Source organism: Robiginitalea marina, from assembly GCF_024006985.1.
GTDB lineage: Bacteria > Bacteroidota > Bacteroidia > Flavobacteriales > Flavobacteriaceae > Robiginitalea > Robiginitalea marina.
Genome location: NZ_JAMXIB010000001.1, coordinates 25,142 through 40,985, shown reverse-complemented (window position 1 = coordinate 40,985; position 15,844 = coordinate 25,142). Strand labels below are relative to the sequence as shown.

Genomic DNA, 15,844 nt, shown 5'->3' with positions numbered 1-15,844 from the left:
CTTTTCCCGACAGGTCTGGAGGCTGTAAGTTGACCTGTGTTATCTTTGCAGGACCCCTAAACCCTGCATTCTATGAAAAAACCCGTTAAAATCACCCTCATCGTCCTGGCTTCCCTCCTGCTCCTGTTGCTCCTGTCAGGGCTTATTGGCTGGCTTTACCTGAAGTCCATCCTGCTTGATTTTGAAGAGGAATATTCCGAGAACGGGAATATTCCGGAACTGATCCTGGACGGGTATGCCTTCCCGGACCGGAATGGGAACGGCAAGCTCGATATTTATGAAGACGGCAGAAGGCCGGTTGCCGAACGGGCTGCCGACCTGCTGTCGCAGATGACCCTGGAAGAAAAAATTCACCTGCTCAAAGGCTCCGGGATCGGGTCTGCCGTCGGCCGGAATGAACCGGGGCAGGGCATCCCCGGGGCTGCCGGCACCATCGTGCCGACCCCCCGCCTGGGCATCCCCACGGTCTACCTGTCGGATGGCCCGGCTGGGCTCCGGATCGAACCTACCCGTGAAGGCGAAGACCGGACGTACTATGCCACCGCCTTCCCCATCGGTACCATGCTGGCCTCCACCTGGAACACGACCCTGGTGGAACAAATAGGAGCCGCCATGGGGAATGAGGCCCTGGAATACGGGGTGGACGTTATTTTGGGGCCGGGCGCCAACATCCAGAGGCACCCCTTCTGCGGCCGGAATTTCGAATACTACTCGGAAGACCCGGTCCTGACCGGCCTCATCGGGGCGGCCATGGTCAACGGGATCGAATCCCAGGGCGTGGGGACCTCCGTCAAGCACTTCGTGGCCAACAACCAGGAAACGGATCGCTTCGTCAACGATGCGCTGGTGTCTGAAAGGGCGCTGCGGGAAGTCTATCTGAAAGGGTTCGAGATCATTGTCAGGGAGTCCCAACCCTGGACCCTCATGTCTTCCTATAACAAGGTCAACGGCACGTACGTTGCAGAAAGCCGGGAACTCCTTACCGGTATCCTGCGGGGGGAATGGGGTTTTGAAGGCCTGGTTATGTCGGACTGGTTCGGGGGCAATGATCCCGCAGCCATGATCCGCGCCGGGAACGACCTGCTGGAACCCGGCACCAAAAAGCAGTGGGATGCCCTGCTGGAAGCCTACGAAAAAGGGGAATTGACCGAAGCAGCGATCGATATGGCCGTAAGGCGGATCCTGAAACTGGTACTCGGATCCCGGAAGATGCAGGGGTATGAAAACGGGAACAACCCGGACCTGGAAGCCCATGCGGCCATCACCCGCCAATCCGCTTCCGAGGGGATGGTGCTGCTGAAAAATGAAGGGGTACTCCCCCTGAAAGAGGCGCAGACCGTGGCCCTGATCGGGGTGACCTCCTATGACTTTATCGCCGGGGGCACGGGTTCCGGGGATGTGAATGAAGCGTATACGGTCTCCCTGGAGGAGGGCCTCACCCGTACGGAACCCCAGTCCGAAATCCGGAACATGGATCCCGAGGCGATGACCCCCCGGGTGGTCTTTGAAATCGCACAAACCCCGAAAGAGGCCTTTGAAGCCCACAGGACGGCCAACCGGGAGGCCTTTGTAAAGCCCGAGGGCTTCAACGCCATGCTGCAGCCCTACAGCCCCCCTGAATTCCTGCTGACCCCAGAGCAGCTGGAGCAAACCGCTGAAGAGGCCGACATGGCCATCATCACCATAGGCCGGAACAGCGGGGAAGGCGGTGATCGGGTGGAAAAGGACGACTTCCTGCTGAGCCAAACGGAGCAGGACATGATCTCCCTTACCTGCGCAGCCTTCCACGCCGCCGGGAAAAAGGTGCTCGTGGTTTTGAACATTGGGGGCGTGATCGAAACCGCCTCCTGGAATGACCAGCCCGATGCCATCCTGCTGGCCTGGCAGGGCGGGCAGGAAGGCGGCAATTCCGTGGCAGATGTACTCAGCGGGCGGGTCAACCCCAGCGGCAAGCTCCCCATGACCTTCCCCGTGCACCTGCACGACCATGCCTCCCACGCGAATTTCCCGCTGGACGGGGAACGGATGGGGGTCATGGATTTCATTGGGGACCGGGAGGAAAAACCCGATCCCGAAAAGGTCCGCAACAAGGACTACACGGCATATGAGGAGGGCATTTATGTGGGATACCGGCACTTTGACAAAGCCGACCTAGAGGTTTCCTATCCCTTTGGCTACGGGCTTTCCTATACCCGGTTTGAATACGGGACCATAGGGGGGCAACTCGAAAACGATACCCTGAAGGTGTCGCTTTCCGTAACCAATACGGGGGCCCGGGCAGGAAAAGAAGTGGTTCAGGTCTATGCTTCCAAACCCGATACGGGGGTCGATCGCCCGGTACGGGAGCTGAAGGCATTTGCCAAAACCCCGTTGCTGCAACCCGGTGAATCGGCGGAGCTCACTTTCCGCATCCCGGTGGCAGAATTGCGGTATTGGGATGAGTCGCGCCCGGGATGGGTCCTTGAGCCGGGGACCTATTTCCTGGAAGCCGGGGCTTCCTCACGGGACCTGCGCCAGCGCATGGAGGTCGGGCTTTGACCCTGGCCTGCAGGCTGCTTTATTTGTGCCGCCGGGGTTGCGCCAAAAAAGAACAGGTCCGGAGCATTCGGGGTATTCAGACACTCGCCCGGCCGGGTCTCGGATTTGTGCGCAAATTCCCGTACTATTGCATGAAACAACCTTTTCGAAGTCCTGAACATGTCGCGTACCCTCATCTTTTTTTCCATCGCCCTGTTGCCGGTCCTGGGATGTAGTGATCCCAAAAATACCCCCCAACCCCAGCAGGTGGCTTTTTACCTAGGGACCTACACCGGGGGAGAAAGCGAGGGCATCTACAAATTTGTTCTTGGCGATGACGGCTCCCTGAAAAAAGGGGGGCTAATGGCAAGGGCGGAAAACCCTTCCTTTTTGGCGCTTTCCGCCGATGGCAGGTACCTGCTGGCCGTCAATGAGGTCAGCGACGAAAACCAAATGGGGTATGTGAGCTCCTTTAAAATCGGGCAGGATACCCTTGTACTGGTCGACCGTGAAACCTCCGGCGGGGCCCATCCCTGCCACGTAGTCACCAACCCTGAAGGCTTTGTGGTGGTAGCCAACTACAGCGGGGGGAATATGGGCCTGTTGAAAATAGGGGCCGATGGATCCCTCCCGGGACTCCTGGACGTCCAACAGCACGAAGGCAGGGGGGAACACCCGCGGCAGGAAGCGCCCCATGCGCATTCCGGCTGGTTTGCCGATGACGGCAGCGTCATTTCGGTGGATCTGGGGACCAACCAGTTGTGGTTTTCGACGATAGACCCGGGTTCAGGCAGGTTCCTTCCGGGCACCCCCCCTACCCTGTCCATGGAACCCGGGGCGGGGCCGCGCCACCTGGCGTTCCATCCGGAGCACCCCTGGATGTACATCGTCAATGAACTCTCTTCCTCGGTTTCCCTGGTGAAAAAGAACCCCTTCGGAGAGGGGTATTCCGTTGCACAGACCCTAACCACCCTGCCCGAAGGCTTTACCGGGGAGAATACCTGCGCCGACATCCATGTTTCCCCGGATGGAAACTTCCTGTACGCCTCCAACCGCGGACACCACAGCATCGCCATTTTTTCTGTGAATCCGGAAAACGGGAACCTGACCACGCTGGGCCACGAGCCCACCCGGGGGGAAACCCCCAGGAATTTCAACCTGTCCCCGGATGGCCGGTTCCTGCTGGTTGCCAACCAGACCACCAATAGCCTGGTCTCTTTCAGCCGCAACCTGCAAACGGGCCTGCTGGCCTTTGTCGACCAGGTGGACGCCCCTTCCCCGGTCTGTATCCTGTTCGCCCCCTGAGGACAGGATCCTTTTCAGGGCCAGGCCCGCACTGCTACTCTAAATACCTCCCATTGTACAGAACGCGGCGGGCGTACCTCCCCTGCCTGCGGGAATCCCATACCGGAACGGACCTTGTGTAACCCAGGTAACTGCAAGGGTCAAAGGGGTTGGCGACCTTCGTCCCCAAAAAAGATATGGAACTTTTCGAAATTCTTGGCTTTGCCGGGGCCCTTTTAATCGGTGTTGTGCTGGGATTGATCGGGGGCGGCGGTTCAATCCTCACCGTTCCGGTTTTGGTATATCTCCTGCATATCAACCCCGTTACGGCAACCGCGTATTCCCTGTTTGTCGTTGGGGTATCTTCCCTGGTAGGGGCATTGAAAAACATCCAGAAAGGCCTGGTCGATTTTAAAACGGCCATCGTATTTTCCATTCCCGCCTTTATCGCGGTATACGGAACCCGGAAATACCTGCTGCCTGCCATACCGGAAACGCTATTCCAGGTGGGGGATTTCACGGTAACCAAAGATATTGGGATCATGGTCTTTTTCGCCATCATCATGCTACTGGCTTCGGTATCCATGATCCGGGGCCGGTGCAAGAACTGTGACGATGACACGGCCAAGGTGGAATACAATTTTCCCCTGATCATCCTGGAAGGCCTGGTCGTAGGGGTGCTGACCGGGATTGTGGGTGCCGGAGGGGGGTTTTTAATTATCCCGGCCCTGGTGATGCTGGCTAAATTACCCATGAAGAAAGCGGTGGCTACCTCCCTGCTGATCATCGCGATAAAATCGCTGATCGGATTTTTGGGGGATGTGCAAAACCTGGCCATTGACTGGGATATCCTGCTTTCTTTTACCGCCCTGTCTGTTGTCGGGATCTTTGTGGGGATTTGGCTGAGCAAGTTCATCAAGGGTTCCAACCTGAAAAAATCGTTCGGCTGGTTTGTAGTGGTTATGGGCCTCTACATCCTGTACAAGGAGTTGTTGGGTTAGTTTTCCCTTTCCTGACTATGAAGAAGGGGGCTGGCTGAAGCCCGTTCTGTGAACACGTATGGCCTGGGAACAGGTGTTTTTTCAGTGATTCACAGCAGGCCCTTTTCCTCCAGGGAATTCCTCAGGCGATCATGGTTTTCCCAAAACCGGTCTTTGATTTTTTGCACAATCGCGTCGAACTCCGGATGGGATTTAAGGGGTTTAATAATGGGATCCATTTCAAGGAACAACACAATCCAGTATTGGTAATTTTGCTGCGTGGAGAAATCCCTCAGTTGTTCTATCGCTTCCTCATACTTCCCTTCATGGGCAAACTTTCCGGCCATGCTGGCGCTCTTGTAAATGGACTGGTCCGCTTCGCAATAGTCCGCATAGGCCTCGAAAAACCGGCCTGCCTCCTGCTCCAATCCCATCTTTTGGTAAACTACCCCTATTTTGAGATCCTCCTGGGGGTATATTTCCAGGCCACTGCCTTCCCTGGCCCATACAAATTTCTCATAGTAATAAAAGGCGCTATCGTAAGCTTCAAGGAAATAATGGATTTTCCCCACTTCCTGCAAGATGTCCAATCGGGTGGTGTCCTTCTCCCATTCCCTGGTCAAAAGCTTTTTGGTCTTTTCAATATCCCTGTCCCGGGCATAAAGGATGTAGCACTTCAGGAAAGGGGCATACGCATTATGCGGATCATATGCCAGCGATTTGTCAATATATTCAAGGGACTCTTCCACAAAACCTGTCTGCACCAGGGCATTGCTCAGATGCAAAAAGGTATAGCTACGGGTGGTGGAGTCATTGGCGGCAATGTCGAGTTGCAGGCCTTTGAGGGCATATTCCAGGTACTTTCCGGTATTCGGTACAATTCGGGCATAATAATCGGACAACAGTTGCACTACCGCCGACGAATTGGGATTGTATTCCAGGGCCTTTTCCAAATGGGGCAAGGCGAGCCGGTACTCCCTGGTCTCAAGGTAGTAAAGCGCTTTGGCGATAAGGCTTTCGGCCGATTTTGAGTCGTACAGCAGGGCCTTGTCCGCGTAGATATTGACACGGTCTGCATACTGTTTCTCGGCCAGGTAAATGTCGAGGAAGAAATAGGCCATCGCGATATTGGCATAGGCCAGGGAGAACTCAGGATCCTGCTCAATCGCCTTTTCAAATAGAGGTATGGCGGTTTCCAGTCCTTCCTTGGTGTTGGCGTGGAATCCATCCAGCGCCTGGAGGTAATAATCATAGGCTTCCAGGCTCTTTGTAGGCCTTTTCGCTATCTGCTCGAGTTCCGCCGGGGTCACAAACACTTTGATGGCATCGGTAATTTTCCGGGCTATTTCATTCTGCAAAGCAAAGATGTCCCCTACTTGCCGGCTGTATTGCTCTGCCCATATCTGCCGGTCGGTGGCTGCCTCGATCAGCCGGATGTTCAGCAACACCCGGTCCCCTAACCGCTGGCCGCTCCCGGTTACGAAATAGCTCACTTTTAGTTCTTCCCCAATTTCCTGGATGGCCTTGTTTGAATGCCGGTATTTTTCCGTCGAATTCCGGCTGAGCACCCTCAGGTTTTCCACTTTCTGCAGGTTGTTCAGGGTAGATTCCATAAGGCCATTAATAAAATACACGTTGGTGGCATCATTGCTTTCGTTCTTGAACGGCAGCACTGCTATGGACTTCTCCAAATCCCCGGGGGTAGCAGTTGGAAGGTTTTTCCATACCAAAAAGCCCAGTGCCAATAATATCGGTAAGGCAACTCCTATGGTTTTCCAGGGGTTCCGTCCTGAAATCGGGCGGCTGGCGGGTTCATCCGACAAATCTTTTTTGGAGGCCTCGCCAGGGGGGTAGCCATAGTGTTCGCGGAAACATTTGATGAAATACGAAGTACTCCCAAAGCCTACCTGGTACGAAATTTCAGAAACGGTCAGTGAAGTTTCCCTAAGCAGTTCCATCCCCTTTTTCAGACGCTCCTGCCGGATAAATTGGCTTGCCGAAAGTTTGGTATATTTCCGGAACTTCCTAAGCAGGTTGGAGCGGCTCATGTTCAGGGCTTCTGACAGCTCTGCCACGCCAAAAGTCTCATCGGAAAGGTGCTCCCGGATAATGGCTTCGGCCCGGTTAATAAATTCTGATGCGGTTTTGGAGGTGCCCGACATGGTATTCTGTTACTCCCCCGAAAGTAATAAAGATTATGGTAACCCCACCGGTAATTGCTGTGGTACAGGAAACAGGGAAAGCACCTGTTGCATCATAATTTATACTCCTGCCACATAATTTATACCTCCTTCCCCAAATGTTATGGAATTGGCTGCGTCCCTTATTAGCCTTGCGCCATAGCCTCCCCGAACTTTGTATCAAACAAAAAGCAAAAGTAATAACCTAAATCAAAAGAACTTATGTACGCTTTGAAAATCAATTTCCTGAACAAACCTGTTTGCGGAATTCTTTTGGCTGCTCTTTTCGCGGGCACGGTTTCCTGCAAGGACGCAAAACCCCAAACGGCCGGGGACGCCCCCGGGGAAACAGTTGAAAAACCGGAAATGGACCTGCAATCAGCCGTAATCTATGGCAACCTCGATGCCGTGAAACAACACATCCGGATAGGATCGGATCTGGACATAAAAGACGCAATGAGCGGATCCACCGCCCTGATTACTGCGGTAACTTTCGATAAGGCCGATATCGCCAACGCCCTGATCGATGCCGGAGCCGACCTGTCCCTAAAAAACAACGACGGGGCCACAGCACTGCATGTCGCGGCGTTTTTCTGCAGGGTGGAACTCGTACAGAAACTACTGGATGCAGGCGCCGACAAAACCCTGAGGAACAACTTCGGGGCCACCCCCCGGGAAAGTGTCATGGGATCCTTTGAAGAGGTCAGGCCCGTCTATGAATTCATGCAAACCCAACTCGGTCCGATTGGCCTTGATCTCAAAATGGATGAACTGGAAAAAACGCGTCCGGTGATCGCCATGATGCTGCAATAACCACCGCCTAAAACCGATTTCAAATGTCATCAGAAAGAAGATACGATATTGACTGGCTTCGGGTCATTGCCATCGGCCTGTTGCTAATCTATCACATTGCCATTGTATTCCAGCCCTGGGCTATGTTTGTGGGGTTCATCCGGAGCGAGGAACCTTTGCAGGGCCTGTGGGTCCCAATGACCATGCTCAATGTCTGGCGGATACCCTTCCTCTTCTACGTTTCGGGTATGGGGGTCTTTTTTGCCCTCCGCAAACGAAACTGGCGGGAATTGCTGCTCGAGCGCGGCCGGCGCATCCTGCTGCCCCTGGCCTTCGGCTTCCTCGCCATCGCCCCGTTGCACTTTGTCATCTTCCAGGGGTTCTACAACATGCCTCTCAGCTATTATCCACATGTTGGACACCTGTGGTTCCTCGGAAATATTTTTGCTTATGTGGTGTTGCTTTCGCCTGTATTCTTCTACCTGAAAAATCGACAGGACGGCCGGTTTATGCAGGGGGTAAGGCTTGTCCTGGGCCATCCGCTGGGGCTTCTTTTGGCCTCCCTCCCTTTCATGATTGAAGTGACGGTGTTGAAGCCCCAGATTTTTGAACTGTATGCCGAGACCTGGCATGGTTTTTTAATCGGGATGCTGGCCTTCTTTTTGGGCTTCCTATTCGTCTCGGCCGGGAAAGCCTTCTGGCAAACCGTGCTGACATGGCGGTGGTTATACATCGGCTTTGCCCTGGTCCTTTACGCCATTCGGTTTGCTGTTTTCGATTTGAAATCGCCCGGCTATCTTATGGCACTTGAATCCAATTGCTGGATATTCGGGGTTTTCGGGTTTGGACACAAATACCTCAACCGGCCCGGGGCCCTTCTGCGCTACCTCAGCCAGGCAGCCTATCCAGTGTACATCATCCACATGTTTGTACTCTATGCCGGGGCGATGCTCATCCTGCCCCTGGAACTTCCGGTGATGTTGAAGTTCATCGCAATTGTCGCGTTCACGGCTGCTGTTTGCTTCGCCCTCTTTGAATTCGTCCTTAGGCGGGTCCGGTTCCTAAGGCCGCTGTTCGGCCTGAAAACAAACAAGCGCAAAGCGCGGGAATCCGGGGTGTTTACAACTCCCGACGGAATCGGGGAGTAGGCCCTGGAAATTGGGAAGTTACAGCCTCCCCCGGAACCTACAGTGTATCGGTGTGTGGATGCCCAATTGTTCCGCGGTCGGGCAGCGGGTTGTTGCTCCTTATTAGGAAGTTCATGCTCTAATCGATAACTGCATTAATTTTCTGCCAAAGCGCATTGTCAAATCCGGAAAGCGCAAAACTCGGGTTGCCCGGATCGGATGACCTCCCCATGCGCACCACGACCATGTTTTTGCCCGGAACCACGTAAATGCGCTGGTCTTCTGCCCCCATGGCGGCATACATGTCTGCAGGGGCATTGGGGATTAAACTCCCCGGAAAGACGGTTTGCCCACCGGGAACCATGAAGCTCGGCTTGCCGTTGAGCCACCAGAAATACCCGTACGAGGGATTTATGCTTTGGGACGGGGATATGCCAGCTTCAAAGAATGACTGGTCTATGATTTGCTCCGTATCCCATTTTCCCCTGTGCAGCGCGAGTAAGCCAAACCGCGCCATGCTGCGGGTATTGCTGTGGTAAATGCGGAAAATCAGCCCATTGTTCCAAAATCCGTCCATTCCGATTTTGTCCTTCAGGGTGGCATTGAAATAGGCTTCAAAGCTTTGATTTGCTGAAGCCGCGACGACATCCATTAATTTTTGAAATACATTGCTGTAGGACCACCGGCTTCCCGCGTCGGCCACATAGGTGAGTGCCGCCGGGGTCACCAGGTTGGCGTCTTCCAGCCCGGAGGTCATGCTGAGCAGGTGGAACAACGTAATCAGGGCTTCCTTTTCGGGAGGTGCCGAGGTCCAGCCATCACCGAGGTATTGGGCGACGTGGTCGTCAATGTTGAGCAAACCGTTTTGCTGGGCAATTCCGGTGGTGGCTGAGGTGAGCGTTTTCCCGGCACTGTTCCATTGCCAGGTGGCCTCCGGCGTGTGCCCGTCAAAATATTCTTCCATTACAATCCTCCCGTTGACCAGGATCAGGAACGATTTGGTGTTTTTTTCAAGCAGGAAATCCTTTAGGGGTTGCACCGCTTCCTCATTCCACCCAAGGCTGGAGAGCTCAGTGGTTTCCCAACCGGATCCCGAGATGGGCGGAAAATACACCCCATCCTCAGGGGCGGGCGGAGTACGGTCATCCTCGTTACTGCACCCCATCAGGATGGGCAATAAAAGGATCAAAAAGCACTTGGCATACTTCATACGGGGCACGGCTATTTCCACGGTCAGGCTTTTGCTATTTGAAATAGCAATAACCTGATTTTTGGCAACTTATTGCATGAATGCGCCTTAAAACGACCACTAGCGCCCTTTATGGGTGTTTACATCCTGCATGGGCCGTTTTCCAATACGGAAGAAGCTGGGGAGAGGAGGTTGGGGGTAACCGAAACAAACCATGACTTCTGCTGGCAGAAGTCATGGTTTGTTTCGTCGGGGCGGCAGGACTTAAAACATAATCTTATCACCTGTATAACAATTACTTAAACTGCTCCTCTGAATTCATTAACCGATTAACACTTGACTGGCCAAGTCGGAACATTTTCACGCAGATCAAAAAGTCATTCCCTTAATAAATGCATGAATAATGATCTAACGAATTCTAAATTTACCCGGATTCCAAACAGCCTTTCAACATTTAGTGTAAGAGTTGTAGCCAACTGCATAGCACGTACCTGTCAATTTACAAGAAAGTTGAACAGGGCGAAGCTCTTGAAAATACAATTATCCCTGTTTTCACTTTTTATTTAATGCTACTTGCCGGTTCTATGGTTAAGTAAATTCCTAATCCGATATATCTGATCTATGTCCGCTCCAGAATACTTATCGATTCAATTAATTCGTCAAATATTTCACATTCATGTTATGGATGGTTCCATTGAACGGAAAATGCCCTTTGCCAAAATAATCTGATGAAACCGGAGCGTGTTCATCCCTACCTACTTCAAGACCTTCAGTGCTTAGTGTTAAGTTGGCCAGGTGTGGTACCGTAGCTTCACCTATGTTTTTACCATTTACTTTTATTGATACTTTTCCCGGAACCACAATAGTTCCTTCGGTAGGCTCTAACAATATTTCTATTTTAGTAGCCCCAGCAGCCAGTTTATTGCCTGACTTAATTTTTGTTTTCTCAATAATAAAACCATTATATTCATAATTGAGATAGCCATCCATCATAAAACAAGTCACTCCGGCTCCAGATCCACCCAAAGCAAACAGTACGCCATTGGCATTTTCGGGCATATCCACATCCAATGTTATGAGATTGTGTTTACGCCCAATTTTTGCCGCTGAAAATTCGGGAATAGTGATTAATCCTGGTGTATAGTTATATTCTGTTGCTGGATTACCCAATGAATATTCTGGATGTAAAAGCACCCATAATCCACCGCCAATTGGCATATTATAGTTTTTAGCGGATTCTACAAGGAATAGATCTTTCATTTCCTGAAGCTTTTTAGGGTTTTCTTCAGCAAGATCATTTGCCTGTGACCAGTCTTCATTCAAGTTATATAGTTCCCAAACGTCTTTATCAGGTGTCCATGTGGCCATTCCGGGAGAAGCTGCCCAGGGTGTTCTTGGACCCATAGTAGAAGCGAACCAACCATCGTGATAAATACCCCGACTGCCCATTATATCAAAAAACTGTGTTTTCTTCTGCGTCTCAGCCTCGGCATTATCAAAAGTATACTGCATACTAACGCCATCAATTGGATCTTGATAATACCCATTAACAACATTTGGTGGTGTAATCTCCAGGATCTCATATAAGGTTGGCGCGATATCGCTAACGTGATGAAATTGCTTGCGTAGTTTAGAATCGTGTTTTATCTTTTTGGGCCAAGATACAGCCATGGCTTGACGTGTTCCTCCAAAGTATGAAGCGGTTAATTTTGTCCCTTTGTATGGCGTAGATCCGGCCCACGCCCAACCTGCATTGTAGTGATTATCGGTTACAGAAGTTCCTAAAACCTCAATGCCACCAATTTTTTCAAGCGTTTCTAATTGTTGTTCAAGCGTATTCGGTATTTGATTTTGAGTTAGTAATTCACTCACTGTACCATGGGCGCCTTCTGAACTACTGCCATTATCACCCATGATATAAAACACCAAAGTATTTTCTTTAATACCCAAGTTCTCCAGTTCAGCAATAACACGGCCTGCGTGATAATCTGTATGTTCTGTAAAGCCAGCCCAAAGTTCCATTAACCTGCTTTGAAATGGTCTTTGGCTTTCTGGAATATCAGCCCATCTATCCATACCAGCAGGAATGGGCGTCAGTTTTGTGTTTGGAGGTAGTAATCCCCGCTCCATCATTCTCTTGTAAGTTCTTTCGCGATAAGCTTCCCAACCATCATCGAATTTACCTTTGTATTTATCAGCCCATTCTTTCATGATATGGTGTGGACCATGTACAGCTCCTGTAGCCCAATACATAAAAAACGGCTTATCAGGTGCTAAAGCTTGATGGTTTTTCATCCAATCAATCGCATTGTCAGCTAAATCTTCAGTAAGATGGTAACCTTCTTCAGCAGATTTAGGTTGGTCTACATAGGTAGTGTTTTTTACCAGATAAGGTTCGTATTGTGAAGTTTCCCCACCTAAAAATCCATAGAAATAATCAAACCCGAAACCAGTTGGCCAATTATCAAAAGGCCCGGCAGCACTAGATTCAGTAGCAGGGGTCATATGCCATTTTCCAAAAGCAGCAGTACTGTATCCATATTGTTTTAATATTTCGGCCATTGTAGCGGAGGTTTTCGGAATTAACCCGGTAAACCCATCAAAGTCGTTTGATATTTCAGAGATTTGACCGTTTCCAACGCGCGTATGGTTTCTCCCGGTTAAAAGTGAGGCCCGTGTTGGTGAACACATGGCCGTTGAGTGAAAAGCGCCGTAACTAATGCCTTCATTTGCTACTTTGGACATTGTTGGTGTATTAATCTCACCCCCATATGTACTTGCTGTAGCTGGCCCGGCATCATCAATTAATATAATAACAATATTTGGTGCACCTTCAGGAAGATGACTTTTGGGTTGAGAAGGCGCATATATAGACTCCTCCATAGTAAGGCCGGCCTTTGTTCCCGATTTTTGCTTTTTAAATGGCAATACTTCTTGAGCCATAATGGCAATAGGCATAAATACCAGCGCCATAAAATACAATACAATTGAAATTTTGTTTTTCATCATTTTAGTACTAATTCTATTTGTTCAACGCTAATTGGATTAATTGACTACCTGCAAAGGTGAATTCTTCCATGAGTCATCCAATGCACTTTCCTTTGGCCAATACAGTCTTAGCACAACCATAAATTGATTTTCTTTCTAATTCGGCCGTAAGCGGTGGTAAGCTACTAAACAACTTAAGGATAATCTTTTACTATTATAGTGTAATTCGTGTTTTTCAAAAATTAAAACCGAGTTTGATCAGGGGTCCAGAGGTGTTTAGATCATATCTAAATCGGCTTGAGCCACTTCCCTGGTCATAATCCATCCCAATAATTCTGTAGCCCAGGGTAGTCTGAAAGAGCTTTGAAAAACGATAACCTGCCGAAGCTTGAAGTTGCCATGTGAAATCGGACCCTATGCCAAAACCACCCACGTCTCCGCGGAGTTTTAATTGCCAGGTATCATTAAGGCTTTTAGAAAATTGTGCAATAAGGACCGGGTCTATCCAAAATTCAGAATTTTCGGCACTTACCAATTGGGATGAACCGCCTCCAACTATATTTCTGTTAATATTTGCAGCCATTGATATATCGTTGAGGCGAAAACCTATTCCAGTTTCAAGAAAAGGCAACAATCTATAAAGCCCCGATAATTCCCAGATCATTTGCTTTAATTCGATCTCACCAGAATTTATAAGTGCTGAGGATTCTACATCCTGCGTTAACTTCGTATAGACAAAATCCGAACCCAGTGCCCAACGATCGGTGGTTGCTTCGAAGTTGACCATAATGCCAAAGTCCAAACTGTTAAAAATATCAGATGAATTGGCGTCGACATTTATAGGCGGAAGCTCTCTTATGCCAGATTCGCCATTCATGCTCGGAAACATAAGGTAAGGCTCGGCAAGAAAGTGCCATTTCGTATCAGCCGTTTCTTCTTGGGCTAATGCCCCGAACTGGGACATGGCGAATACTAAAACAAGTAATGCCTGATATTTCATTTTTGTGGAGTACCTGTTTATTCTTTTCATTTAAAATAAATTGTGTAGAAGACTTTTGAATATTCCTGGGCAACTCACATCGGGTTCACTTAAACAGTTTCGACAAATCTTACATGGATTGCGAACCTGAAAACTCAAACTTTTTCACCCAATGCATCAAAAGTAGAAAATGTAATGTCGCAAGTCATGCGGAAAGTGAAAAATACCTAACGCTAGGTATGATATATTGAATAATAGAGCATTAGCTTTGTTATACACTTAAAAAGTGTATAACAAAATACTAAAATTGATGGGAATATTTAGCGTGAGATAAGAGGTGTAAAAATACAAAAAAAAGTAAAAGGCTCATGCTCATTTAATTATTACGAATCGTAACATATCCGCAAAGGTCATGACCATACGGTCAAGTCTTCATCACACTATTTCAACATATCAATCCGATACCGGAAGGAGTAAACAATTTTAACATCAGATAAACATTATGAATAAGCATTTAATTAAAATCGGGCTACCCCTATTATGTATAGGCTTTTCTTTTACCTCCTTTGGCCAAACCACAGGGGATGCTATAACACAAAAGGTTGGACTATATGTTTTCCCTGCCAACGATCAAACGACCGAACAACAGGAGAAGGACAAGTCCGATTGTTACACATGGGCCGTACAACAATCTAATTATGATCCAATAAACCCCACAGTGGTTCAGGCCAATCAAGTGCCAACCGGTCCTGACGGCGCGGCGATTAGAGGCGCTGCGGGCGGCGCTGCCGTCGGGGCTGCCATTGGAGCCATATCGGGCGACACCGGTAAAGGAGCTGCTTTAGGTGCAGTTAGCGGCGCGGTTTTAGGTCGCCGAAGCGGAAATATGGCAAAAGCCTCTGCACAGGGAAAGGCCAATAATGAGGCTGCGCAAACCAATAAGAATCTTGAAGACGGTTTTAAAAAGGCGTTTACCGCCTGTCTGGAGGCCAAGGGCTACACCGTTAAATAATCAACCGAAACAGAAGACATGAAAACGAAATTTTTAATTACCGCAATACTTATTGGTTTAGGGGTAAATGTCGGCATTGCTCAAATCTCTGACAGTAGTTTAAACTATTTAATGGTAAGGGAAGACATGGTTAAACCTTCGAGGGCTGCAGACTACGAAGCTTCACTTACCGACCTGGCACTATTTCTTAGCGACCAAAAGGTAGAGAGCGTAAATTACATGACACAATTACAAGATAATTTTCACTATTCGCACGTCGTTAGATTAAATAGCCTGAACGATATTGACGGGGGCCTTAGGTCGTACGTTCAAGGAGAAAAGAAATCGGCAGAATTCGACCTGATCTGGTCCGATTTAAAAGAGACCATCAACGGTTACAGGTACTACGTGGTACAATACCAACCTGAACTCTCTTATGTTCCCGATGGAAAAATCTGGTTAGAAGAAGCGCCTTATCGCAGATGGAATTATTTGCACTTCGAGCCGGGAACAGAAAAAGAAGCCGAACAAATTCTATTGGCCTGGAAAAATCTCTACAAGGACAAAGGGGTAAAAAGCGGTTTTAGAGTCTTTAAAGGGGTTATTGGACTCGATCAACCCGTCTACATGTTTACTACCTGGTCTGCAACTCCATTAGATTATCAGATAGAACTACAGGAGAGTATTGAACTATTAGACGATGAAGGCACCATATTATGGATCGCTATGATGGAATTAGTTCGAAAGGCCGAAACGGTAGAAGGATGGTATTTACCCCAATATTCTTTTAACCCCGAAACTAAGAAAAAGTAACCGC

General features: G+C 49.5%; 11 protein-coding genes. 7 read left to right on the top strand and 4 right to left on the bottom strand.

Going from position 1 to position 15,844, the window contains the following annotated elements:
- Window positions 1–72: 72 nt before the first annotated feature.
- The 3 genes from NG653_RS00145 to NG653_RS00135 all read left to right on the top strand — a co-directional run bounded on the left by NG653_RS00145 (window position 73) and on the right by NG653_RS00135 (window position 4,802).
- On the top strand, window positions 73–2,538 hold the full coding sequence (locus tag NG653_RS00145; RefSeq protein ID WP_252739626.1) for a glycoside hydrolase family 3 C-terminal domain-containing protein: 2,466 nt from the start codon (window positions 73–75) through the stop codon (window positions 2,536–2,538).
- 159 nt (window positions 2,539–2,697) lie between these two features.
- Entirely contained in the window at window positions 2,698–3,822 is a 1,125-nt protein-coding gene (locus tag NG653_RS00140) for a lactonase family protein (RefSeq protein WP_252739625.1), read from the top strand.
- 176 nt (window positions 3,823–3,998) lie between these two features.
- Window positions 3,999–4,802, top strand: a complete 804-nt coding sequence (locus NG653_RS00135; RefSeq protein WP_252739624.1) for a sulfite exporter TauE/SafE family protein — start codon at window positions 3,999–4,001, stop codon at window positions 4,800–4,802.
- Window positions 4,803–4,891: 89 nt separating this feature from the next.
- Here NG653_RS00135 and NG653_RS00130 read toward each other — a convergent pair whose 3' ends face one another.
- A complete protein-coding gene (locus NG653_RS00130; protein WP_252739623.1) occupies window positions 4,892–6,943 on the bottom strand; it encodes a helix-turn-helix domain-containing protein in 2,052 nt (683 codons plus the stop codon).
- 384 nt (window positions 6,944–7,327) lie between these two features.
- Between NG653_RS00130 and NG653_RS00125 the strand changes: the two genes are divergently transcribed.
- A complete protein-coding gene (locus tag NG653_RS00125) occupies window positions 7,328–7,774 on the top strand; it encodes an ankyrin repeat domain-containing protein (protein ID WP_252739622.1) in 447 nt (148 codons plus the stop codon).
- Between the two features lie 23 nt (window positions 7,775–7,797).
- Window positions 7,798–8,901: an acyltransferase family protein gene (locus tag NG653_RS00120; protein ID WP_252739621.1), complete on the top strand. Its 1,104-nt coding sequence runs from the start codon at window positions 7,798–7,800 to the stop codon at window positions 8,899–8,901.
- A gap of 118 nt (window positions 8,902–9,019) precedes the next feature.
- On the opposite strand, the gene NG653_RS00115 is transcribed toward NG653_RS00120, so the two are convergent.
- The 3 genes from NG653_RS00115 to NG653_RS00105 all read right to left on the bottom strand — a co-directional run bounded on the left by NG653_RS00115 (window position 9,020) and on the right by NG653_RS00105 (window position 14,057).
- Entirely contained in the window at window positions 9,020–10,111 is a 1,092-nt protein-coding gene (locus NG653_RS00115; RefSeq protein WP_252739620.1) for a serine hydrolase domain-containing protein, read from the bottom strand.
- A gap of 609 nt (window positions 10,112–10,720) precedes the next feature.
- Window positions 10,721–13,078 carry an arylsulfatase gene (locus NG653_RS00110; protein ID WP_252739619.1) on the bottom strand — a complete coding sequence of 786 codons (2,358 nt, stop codon included), beginning with the start codon at window positions 13,076–13,078 and terminating at the stop codon, window positions 10,721–10,723.
- Window positions 13,079–13,292: 214 nt separating this feature from the next.
- Window positions 13,293–14,057, bottom strand: a complete 765-nt coding sequence (locus NG653_RS00105) for a hypothetical protein (protein WP_252739618.1) — start codon at window positions 14,055–14,057, stop codon at window positions 13,293–13,295.
- 481 nt (window positions 14,058–14,538) lie between these two features.
- Here NG653_RS00105 and NG653_RS00100 point away from each other — a divergent pair, with 481 nt between their 5' ends.
- Both NG653_RS00100 and NG653_RS00095 read left to right on the top strand, forming a co-directional pair.
- Entirely contained in the window at window positions 14,539–15,048 is a 510-nt protein-coding gene (locus NG653_RS00100; protein ID WP_252739617.1) for a YMGG-like glycine zipper-containing protein, read from the top strand.
- Window positions 15,049–15,066: 18 nt separating this feature from the next.
- Window positions 15,067–15,840, top strand: coding sequence for a hypothetical protein (locus tag NG653_RS00095; RefSeq protein ID WP_252739616.1), 774 nt, complete (start codon window positions 15,067–15,069; stop codon window positions 15,838–15,840).
- Window positions 15,841–15,844: the final 4 nt, after the last annotated feature.